Below are 1,269 nucleotides of genomic sequence, written 5' to 3' on the forward strand. Positions count from 1 at the left end.
CGACTCTAACGCTCTTTAACAATGTATATCATGCTGACAAAGTAAGATACGTCTCAAGCGTATCCGACAATTGTCGTGACATCATCGATTGACAGACCTTTTGGGGTTATATGGTCAAGCGATGAAGCGCACACGGTGGATGCCTTGGCAGTCAGAGGCGATGAAAGACGTGGAAGCCTGCGATAAGGTTCGGCGAGGTGGCAAACGACCTGCGACCCGGACATCTCTGAATGGGGAAACCCACCCAAGATCACTTGGGTATCTCATGCTGAATATATAGGCATGAGAGGCGAACCGGGGGAACTGAAACATCTAAGTACCCCGAGGAAAAGAAATCAACCGAGATTCCCCTAGTAGCGGCGAGCGAACGGGGACCAGCCCTTAAGCAACACAACTGGTAGGTGAACAGATTGGGAAATCTGGCCATAGTGGGTGATAGCCCCGTAACCGAAACCTGAGTGTTGTGAAATCGAGTAGGTCGAGGCACGTGAAACCTTGACTGAAGACGGGGGGACCATCCTCCAAGGCTAAATACTCCTGACTGACCGATAGTGAACCAGTACCGTGAGGGAAAGGCGAAAAGAACCCCGGAGAGGGGAGTGAAATAGACCCTGAAACCGTGTGCGTACAAGCAGTGGGAGCCGACTTGTTCGGTGACCGCGTACCTTTTGTATAATGGGTCAGCGACTTATTTTCAGTGGCGAGCTTAACCGTATAGGGGAGGCGTAGAGAAATCGAGTCTTAACTGGGCGACCAGTCGCTGGAAATAGACCCGAAACCGGGCGATCTATCCATGAGCAGGTTGAAGGTTGAGTAACATCAACTGGAGGACCGAACCAGGATCTGTTGAAAAAGATTTGGATGACTTGTGGATCGGAGTGAAAGGCTAATCAAGCCCGGAGATAGCTGGTTCTCCTCGAAAGCTATTTAGGTAGCGCCTCACGTATCACCGCCGGGGGTAGAGCACTGTTTCGGCTAGGGGGTCATCCCGACTTACCAACCCGAGGCAAACTCCGAATACCGGTGAGTGCAAGCGTGGGAGACACACGGCGGGTGCTAACGTCCGTCGTGAAAAGGGAAACAACCCAGACCGTCAGCTAAGGTCCCGAAATCCTGGTTAAGTGGGAAACGATGTGGGAAGGCTTAGACAGCTAGGAGGTTGGCTTAGAAGCAGCCATCCTTTAAAGAAAGCGTAATAGCTCACTAGTCGAGTCGGCCTGCGCGGAAGATGTAACGGGGCTCAAACCAGGTACCGAAGCTACGGGTTTG

The 1,269-nt window shown here is 52.1% G+C and carries 1 rRNA gene; it reads left to right on the top strand.

Annotated elements, in window-relative coordinates:
- Positions 1-112 precede the first annotated feature (112 nt).
- Positions 113-1,269: ribosomal RNA gene (locus tag JF545_RS19745) — 23S ribosomal RNA — on the top strand; the annotation flags it as partial.

The sequence above is a fragment of the Halomonas litopenaei genome (assembly GCF_017303055.1).
In the GTDB taxonomy this organism is placed as follows: domain Bacteria; phylum Pseudomonadota; class Gammaproteobacteria; order Pseudomonadales; family Halomonadaceae; genus Halomonas; species Halomonas litopenaei_A.